This window comes from Vibrio sp. Isolate33, assembly GCF_022397895.1.
In the GTDB taxonomy this organism is placed as follows: domain Bacteria; phylum Pseudomonadota; class Gammaproteobacteria; order Enterobacterales; family Vibrionaceae; genus Vibrio; species Vibrio pomeroyi.
This window is the reverse complement of record NZ_JAKEUP010000018.1, coordinates 89,336-96,010: the sequence shown is the minus strand read 5'-3', so window position 1 is coordinate 96,010 and position 6,675 is coordinate 89,336. Positions and strand designations below refer to the sequence as shown.

Genomic DNA, 6,675 nt, shown 5'->3' with positions numbered 1-6,675 from the left:
GCATGTGTTAGGCCTGCCGCCAGCGTTCAATCTGAGCCATGATCAAACTCTTCAATTTAAGATTTTGTGACTCAACGAATACTGACTTCAAAACTAATATTTACCGCTCTTTCGAAAAAGAACAGAAACATGTAATTCTAAAGCTATTATCTTTCCAACAGAAAGATAATGAATTGACTGTGCCAAGTCCTAAGACTTGATTGGTCACTCAGTTCATTGAAATCAGTTTGTTACCGAAGTAACTGTCATTACCTAAGCAATAACGTTTTGATATTCATCAACGAGTGCCCACACAGATTGATAGGTTTAAATTGTTAAAGAGCTTTGCTTATCGAAACTTTCTTTTTACAAAGAAACCCTTGAAAGCGGACGTGAATTCTAGCGATTTAATCTTAAGTGTCAAACACTTTTTAAAATTAATTTCTTTCGAACTTTCCGTCTTACTGATTACCGCTGAAGCCTTGTGGCGTCTGCCGTGTCAGTGAGGCGGCATTATAGAGATCATCGAAAACATGGCAACCCCTTTTTTGATAAAAATTCAAAAAACTTGCTTAAGTGGCTACTTTTACGTCAAAAGGTTCTTTCGTCGCCCAAATCTCATACAATAATGGGCATATTACTTAAAACTTTGCGATTAGATCTTTCGAAAAAGCCTCTATATCTAGCTCAATGCTCCATTTCTCACTCAGTTCTAGGATGTTATCTAGCGATTGCTGAACTGTTTTAATCGTCAATGTGTTGTTGTCTAGGTCGTATACCTGTTTTTGCGTAGTGTAATAGAAGTAAAGGACGGTCAGCGCGTCTCGGTCGCCTTGCTCAGCTTTAGGTTGAATACGCTTGAGCTTACGATAGATTTGATTATGGACCTGTTTAAGGTTCCATACATAAAGTGCTTCTTTGAAGTAATCATGCCCTTTTACACGACTCGCGATAAATGCATTCAATGCGACTGATAAGATCACACCTAATACGTTCAAGTGGAAATTACCTGTCGATTCGCCTGCGATTGATTGTCCTGAACCAAATAGGTCAATCAGTATGGTTCCGAATACAATGGCAAACACTGCGAGTGAACCAACCAACGAAACCAACAGCAGGTTCATCTTCTTTCTATATTCTTCTTTATTGATCTTCTGTAACTTCATCGACTACTTCCTTAAATAATACCAATCGTAGTAAATAACTGGTCATCCTAGCTTGTTAAAACGCTCAATAGCCGCGTTAGAAATTTTGACTGTAGAATAACTACTTATCGAAACTCTTTGTCGAATAGAGCCGCCTTGCTCTTAAGCCTTTTTCCTGCGCTATTTATGATCACTTACTTACTGTGATTGGTATAAGCCACCTTATAATTTGCGCATACTATCTACGTAAACATTGGGTCGCTTCAACCCTTACCATCTTGTAATGTGGTCATTCTCTATTTAATACGCTGAGTTCTTCTGGTTGGCGCTATACGCAACTCTATTTGACTTCATTAATAGAAAAGAGTTACATACCGCCACAATTTTGGTTATTCATCAATTCATGTTGATAAAGCCCGCTTCGCTTTATCACATACTGACAAGGTACATTCCATGCGTTCATTTGTATTACGCGCTCGCGCAGCCCCTACAGAGAGCAAACTTATCTTAGAAGGTGTTGGGCAAGATGCTCATACTGAGATTCTGGCTCATACTCTGATGAACACGATCTTCGTTGCTCAATCTCACCGTGAGAATGTCACCGTGCACCTTGTATTAGAGAGTACTAAAGACTTTTCACGTACGATTACATTCGATTCAAACGAGATCACCAACATTGGTGGCTTCCATGAGTCTGCATTGTTATCAGCGGTAGTAAGAGCAGTTGACGCTTCTCAAGGTATGACAAAAGAACAGACGCGTCAGGTTGAACCGGGCATCACTGTTCGTACTATGAGTTTTGAAAAGCTAGTTAAAGAGCTAGCTGAAGACCACCAGCTGTACATGATGGATAAGAAAGGCGACTTTATCCGTGATGCAGAGATTGCTGAAAACCCATGTTTCCTTCTAACTGACCACATCCCTATGCCGAAGAAGAGCTACAACAGCTTAAAGCGTCTGGGAACAGAGAAAATCAGTTTAGGTCCGAACATGCTGTTTGCTTCTCAGTGTGTCGTGTTGATCAACAATGAGCTTGATATTCGCGGTTTCTAACTCGAAAGACACGATCACATTTAACAAAACACAGTGAACAAAGCCCGGTTATTCGCCGGGCTTTTGATTCTTTGGATGCTGAGAATCTCTTCTAGTTTATGATCAGCTAAACCCGTCACATGAGATCTCGCATTAGCGTCTCATATTGTTCAGACACCAATACCACCAGATGATTAAGCTCTTTTGCATCTTCCTCTGCCAATAAAATTTGCCAATCTGTCCGTTGACCACTTTCATCTCGTCCAAGCACTTTAGTCTTCCCTTTTTCGGCTTCAAAAGACAAGTGATTAAAGTCGGTATCATGATGTTCATGAGACTCTAAAATCTCAAACTCTAAATTTCCGGTAGGCTTTACTTGAATGTGGGCATGAAAATGTTGCTGATTCTGTAACTCATATTCCCTATGTATTGCGAACATACTCCCTCCTATAAACCTCAATCTAAGCTCGTAAGCGATCTGTTATAAATTACCCGCAATTCATAGGTGCCTCTGAACAGCAAGTATCTATACAAAGTGTAGGCTTCAGATTTCGGGACTAGAACAAAATCAGCCTGCTGTTTGATACTAGACAAAATAGCGTTGAGTATTGTGACACTTCGATTGATCTTTCTTGACGGGTATAACCGAGCTCAAGGGTCCAATAGAACTGACCAAATAACGAATTTATAAAACTTGCGCTTCGTTCCATTTCTAATGCCTGTTGGTCTGACCTTTGCGAATAAATAGACATTTATCTCCAACCTTTTGATTCGACAGTTATACTTCCGATAAATCCGGTGAATTAATTTAAGGGAATGTATGTCAATTTTTACCGTATTCTTCTGTGGAACAGGATCCAACTCAGAAGACAACAATCACAAAAACTATGTGTCTGGCGAATTGATTTCGACGTTAGCAAAGAATGCAACGGGCAGAGACATGATTGACTACATTCAAGTGGATGGGGTTGGTAGTGGGAATCAGAACGAGTGGTTGAAACAAGGCAAAGATGACACTTACTCAGCAGTGAGAGGAGCACTGCAGGGCAAAGGCATTGATAGCAATATGCGCCATGTTCTGAATATCTTGCGTGGAAACCAACAGGATAAGAATGACTATATGAAGCGAGCGAAAGGACTGCTCAGTGAATCTCGCCCTGCCAAATCGGCTTGGCCTTTTGCAACCAACCAGAAATATCAAGATTGGTTGAAAGATTCGCAAGAATTAGCGGCTGACCTGAAACACGGTATGGCAGCGCGCCAACAGAACATTGCGATAGAGCGCCAAAGTAAACCAATTAGCCAAGTTAACATCGTGGGCTGGAGCCGAGGTGGTGTCAGTTGTTTTGAATTGGCGAACCGTATGCTCAAAGATCCCGAACTTAGCCACATCCCAGTAAACATCTTTGCTTGTGATCCCGTACCCGGAGGGATGAACGCATTCAAGGATTACAAATCACTCGGTAAAAACGTCAAACAGATCGTGTGCGTTTTCGCGGAAGATGAACGCTCACTCGCTTTCAAAGCAAGAATGCCCCGCTTGTCTCCTTCAACGAAATACTACACAACCTACATGCCTGGTCGACATGGCACTTTGGTTGGTAATGCCAATACCTCTGGCGGAAGCAAAGGTGCTGGATTACTTACAGGCCCCGGCCTTGTCACACGAGACTTCATGGAAAAAGTATTAACCGGTTGGGGAACACAACTTAAAGCGAGTACGACATTAAACTTCTCCCGACAACGCATCATCGAGTTATACGAGCAGATGCGCAGTCACGAAGAATACTTCAATAAAATGCACGGCATGACTTACACGGCAAAGAACCGACTGTTATGGACAAGCAAAGACCGAATCGGTCAGCAGAGAGAGCGTCGCTACGGCATTCCAATGTATCGCTTTCAGTTCCCCGGAATCACCAACAACTATGGTGATGCGATTAATCGTCACCACTGTGATGTGTTATCCACTAATGCTTTCGCCGCACACGGTACTTCCGCGGCAATACCAAACCCAGTCTGATAATCACTCTTTATTTAACACATTTCAGGTCGGGACAACCCAAACAAAAAAAGAGCTCAATTAAGTGAGCTCCTTTTTATTATCTATATCTTGTTATCAATGGGATTTTCTAGGAATCAGACCTGATTAACCAAAGATGAAGCTGTATAGGAAGCCTGCACCCATCGCCATGCTTAGGATAACGAATAGGAATGCTGCAATCATTTGGTTTTTGAAGATTGATTTAAGCAGGATAACTTCAGTCAAACTTGCACCCGCACTACCAATGATCAATGCCATTACCGAACCTAACGCCATACCTTTCTGAACTAGAGCAGCACTTAGTGGAATTACCGCTTCAGCACGAATGTACAGTGGAATACCAATCACAGCCGCTACGGGAATCGCATACCACATACCTTCACCAGCGTACTCTGCAATTAGGTCTGTAGGAATGAAGCCATAGATGAATGAACCAATCGCGATACCCATCATTAGGTAAGGGAAAACTTGTTTGAAGTCTTTCCAAGTTGAGAACCAAATTCTCATCCAACGGCTAGGCTCTTTCTTCTCTACGATTTCAGCAGTCGCGCTTCCATCCGTTGAGCAGCATGAAACAGTAACTTGTGGCTCTTCTTTTTTAGAATCGCAGCAAGATGTCTCTTTCGCCATTACTGGTGCAGGTTCACCACATGCACTTGTGCCACATGAAGATTCAGCTTTTACTGGTGCTGCTTTCTTAGGAGCAGAGTCACCGCAACTAGTACCACAGCTTGAAGAAGAACCTGTTGATTCATACGCTTCTGCTTTTACGTAACGCTCAAAACCTAGTTTTTCTAGTACGTAACCTGCCACTACCGATACCGTCATTGCTACTAGGAAGTAGAACACCGCTACCTGCCAGCCGAACGTAATCACAAACAAACCAATGATCACTGGGTTCAATAGTGGGCTACCGAATAGGAACACCATCATTGGACCGAAACCCGCTCGGGCACGCAGCAATCCTTTTAAGAAAGGAATGGTCGAACATGAACAGAAAGGCGTAATCGCACCCAGTAGCGCTGCAACCACATAGCCCTTACCGTTACGCGAGCTCAAGATAGATTGAATCTTCTCTGGTGTAAGAAACTCTTGCAGAATCCCAACAATGTAGCTGATCGCCAAGAAAAGGATGATTAGCTCTACTGCTAAGAAAGCGAACATATCAAGTGCGTCTTTTAGCATTGTTAACATTTCATTGCTCATAATTAACTCCAAACTGGATTGAAGGCTGGACTCTATGAGGAAAGTAACCAACCCTTAATTTCGAATATTCTCGAATTATAGAAATGTTTGGTAACAGATCAAGCTTTATTTCGATAAAAATCGAATTGAATTTCAAAAGAACCGATTTTCAATGACTTACATAATCACGCTTTTTACATTTGTATTTGGAGTACATTTCGACTATTATCGAAATTAAATCTTGAGGAGTTAATATGAACTTAGAAGTCGTTGCGAAAGCACTTAAAGAGTTGGGGCACCCTATCCGCCTAACTATCTATAAGAGTGTCGTTAAAGCTGGCTACCAAGGCATTGCAGTTGGCGGCCTACAAGAAGAACTCGGTATTCCTGGTTCTACCTTGTCTCACCATATTTCAAGCCTAGCGTCGGCAGGCCTAATCAGCCAAAGGCGTGAGGGAAGAACCTTATTCTGCGTGGCAGAGTATGAATGCCTAGAAGGCGTGATTGATTTCTTACAAGACGAGTGTTGCGTGAATGAACAGTGTAACTAAAGCACCTTTGAATAAGGCTTCTTTGGACTTAGAACAGGTTTGGGCTGAGTACCAACAAGCGTTAAAGTCTTTTTTGCATTCTAAGGTCAACAACACCGCTGACGTCGACGACTTGCTTCAAGAGATCTTGATTAAGACGTATCAGAATTTAGACAAAGTCCAAGATGCAAGCAGTGTGAAATCGTGGCTATTCCAATTAGCTAATCACACGATCATCGACTTCTACCGTAAACATGCTCGCCAACAGCGTGACAGCCAAATTGACGCTGAAGATCTGTGGTTTGCCGATTTAGACCACGATTCAGAGTTTAAACAGAAGCTGTCATTGTGCATTGAACCGTTTATTCAGGCGCTACCAGAACAAAGTTCATCGCTACTGCTTGCTGTTGATATCAAAGGCCAAAGCCAGAAAGAGATCGCAGAGGCACAAAACATAAGCTATTCAACGGTGAAGTCTCGCGTTCAGAAAAGTCGTGGGGATCTTAAGAACCTATTCGAACAATGCTGTAACTTGTCACTGGATAAGCAAGGCAATGTGATTGATTGTGAGCTTAAGTCGGACGCCGATTGCGGTAAGTGTTAATAGAAGTACTGGTAGTAGTTAGCTCAAACCCGTTTTTTAAATAGAACAAAGCCAGCAATTGATGCTGGCTTTGTTGTTTTCATAATCTGTAAATCACTTTGCTTAAGCTAGCCTAGTGTTTGAGCGAACCAAGCGCTTGAGCGAACCTAGTACTTG

General features: G+C 42.1%; 7 protein-coding genes. 4 read left to right on the top strand and 3 right to left on the bottom strand.

The window, feature by feature from the left end; translation table 11 throughout:
- Positions 1-620 precede the first annotated feature (620 nt).
- Positions 621-1,145, bottom strand: coding sequence for a DUF3087 family protein (locus L1D37_RS20040; RefSeq protein WP_239848931.1), 525 nt, complete (start codon positions 1,143-1,145; stop codon positions 621-623).
- Positions 1,146-1,577: 432 nt separating this feature from the next.
- On the opposite strand from L1D37_RS20040, the gene trmY reads away from it, so the two are divergent.
- Positions 1,578-2,177 carry a tRNA (pseudouridine(54)-N(1))-methyltransferase TrmY gene (gene trmY / locus L1D37_RS20035; RefSeq protein ID WP_004733046.1) on the top strand — a complete coding sequence of 200 codons (600 nt, stop codon included), beginning with the start codon at positions 1,578-1,580 and terminating at the stop codon, positions 2,175-2,177.
- Positions 2,178-2,292: 115 nt separating this feature from the next.
- On the opposite strand, the gene L1D37_RS20030 is transcribed toward trmY, so the two are convergent.
- Positions 2,293-2,595: a hypothetical protein gene (locus L1D37_RS20030; RefSeq protein ID WP_239848930.1), complete on the bottom strand. Its 303-nt coding sequence runs from the start codon at positions 2,593-2,595 to the stop codon at positions 2,293-2,295.
- 381 nt (positions 2,596-2,976) lie between these two features.
- Here L1D37_RS20030 and L1D37_RS20025 point away from each other — a divergent pair, with 381 nt between their 5' ends.
- Positions 2,977-4,179, top strand: coding sequence for a hypothetical protein (locus L1D37_RS20025; protein ID WP_239848929.1), 1,203 nt, complete (start codon positions 2,977-2,979; stop codon positions 4,177-4,179).
- 126 nt (positions 4,180-4,305) lie between these two features.
- On the opposite strand, the gene L1D37_RS20020 is transcribed toward L1D37_RS20025, so the two are convergent.
- Entirely contained in the window at positions 4,306-5,406 is a 1,101-nt protein-coding gene (locus L1D37_RS20020; protein WP_239848928.1) for a permease, read from the bottom strand.
- Between the two features lie 233 nt (positions 5,407-5,639).
- Between L1D37_RS20020 and L1D37_RS20015 the strand changes: the two genes are divergently transcribed.
- Both L1D37_RS20015 and sigZ read left to right on the top strand, forming a co-directional pair.
- The gene (locus L1D37_RS20015) at positions 5,640-5,936 is read left to right on the top strand and encodes a metalloregulator ArsR/SmtB family transcription factor (protein ID WP_004733042.1); all 297 of its coding nucleotides are present in this window, start codon (positions 5,640-5,642) and stop codon (positions 5,934-5,936) included.
- Positions 5,920-6,519: an RNA polymerase sigma factor SigZ gene (gene sigZ / locus L1D37_RS20010; protein WP_239848927.1), complete on the top strand. Its 600-nt coding sequence runs from the start codon at positions 5,920-5,922 to the stop codon at positions 6,517-6,519. Before L1D37_RS20015 ends, sigZ begins: the two co-directional genes overlap by 17 nt.
- The last annotated feature ends 156 nt before the right edge of the window (positions 6,520-6,675 follow it).

Excerpts from the sequence above, each read along its gene's own strand:
- L1D37_RS20040 (WP_239848931.1), bottom strand. The coding sequence starts at position 1,145 with ATGAAGTTACAGAAGATCAATAAAGAAGAATATAGAAAGAAGATGAAC.
- trmY (WP_004733046.1), top strand. The coding sequence starts at position 1,578 with ATGCGTTCATTTGTATTACGCGCTCGCGCAGCCCCTACAGAGAGCAAA.
- L1D37_RS20030 (WP_239848930.1), bottom strand. The coding sequence starts at position 2,595 with ATGTTCGCAATACATAGGGAATATGAGTTACAGAATCAGCAACATTTT.
- L1D37_RS20025 (WP_239848929.1), top strand. The coding sequence starts at position 2,977 with ATGTCAATTTTTACCGTATTCTTCTGTGGAACAGGATCCAACTCAGAA.
- L1D37_RS20020 (WP_239848928.1), bottom strand. The coding sequence starts at position 5,406 with ATGAGCAATGAAATGTTAACAATGCTAAAAGACGCACTTGATATGTTC.
- L1D37_RS20015 (WP_004733042.1), top strand. The coding sequence starts at position 5,640 with ATGAACTTAGAAGTCGTTGCGAAAGCACTTAAAGAGTTGGGGCACCCT.
- sigZ (WP_239848927.1), top strand. The coding sequence starts at position 5,920 with ATGAACAGTGTAACTAAAGCACCTTTGAATAAGGCTTCTTTGGACTTA.